Genomic DNA, 981 nt, shown 5'->3' with positions numbered 1-981 from the left:
TCCAAGAATCTGCACACATTTCTTCTAATCCGCGTGTTGCCTCCCAGCCTAATTCACGCTTTGCTTTCGATGCATCAGCAAAACATACTGCCACATCACCTGGGCGACGCTCTGTAATTTTATAAGGAACTTTCTTACCCGAGACTTTTTCAAACGCTTCAACCATCTCTAGTACACTATAGCCCATACCTGTGCCCAGGTTATAAGCATCTACTCCCGTTGTACTCAGTACTTTCTCAAGCGCCTTTACGTGACCATTTGCTAAGTCCACAACATGGATGTAATCACGGACTCCTGTTCCATCTTTCGTTGGATAGTCATTTCCGAATACGCTTAATTCTTTTAACTTACCTACCGCTACTTGCGTTACATATGGCATTAAGTTATTTGGGATTCCATTTGGATCTTCTCCGATACGCCCACTTTCGTGTGCACCAAATGGATTGAAATAGCGAAGTAATGCGATACTCCATTCTGCATCTGCAAATGCTACATCACGCATAATTTGCTCAATCATTAATTTCGTTTGACCATATGGATTTGTTGCACTTAATGGAAACTCCTCCGTAATCGGTGACGTTTCCGGGATACCATATACAGTTGCAGATGAACTAAAGATTATCTTCTTTACATTATGTTTCTGCATTACTTCACATAGCACTAACGTGCTTGTAATGTTGTTATGATAATATGTTAATGGAATCGCTACTGACTCCCCTACAGCTTTAAATCCTGCAAAGTGAATAACTGCTTCAATTGCATTTTCTTCAAAAATTGCGTCAAGCGCTTCGCGATTTAAAACATCTTCTTTATAAAACTTAAATTGTTTTCCTGTTATTTCTTTCACTCGATTTATAGATTCTACCGAGCTATTCGAAAGATTATCCACTACTATAACTTCGTAACCGCTATTTAGTAATTCTACACATGTATGACTACCAATATATCCTGCTCCACCTGTTACAAGTATTGCCATAATTA

General features: G+C 38.9%; 1 protein-coding gene. It reads right to left on the bottom strand.

The window, feature by feature from the left end; translation table 11 throughout:
* A partial coding sequence (gene galE / locus ACS2QP_RS27360) for a UDP-glucose 4-epimerase GalE (RefSeq protein ID WP_153602221.1) occupies window positions 1-976 on the bottom strand: 976 nt, incomplete at its 3' end.
* Window positions 977-981 lie beyond the last annotated feature (5 nt).

The organism is Bacillus cereus group sp. Bce019, from assembly GCF_051781745.1.
GTDB lineage: Bacteria > Bacillota > Bacilli > Bacillales > Bacillaceae_G > Bacillus_A > Bacillus_A cereus.
This window is presented reverse-complemented; position numbering and strand designations above follow the sequence as displayed.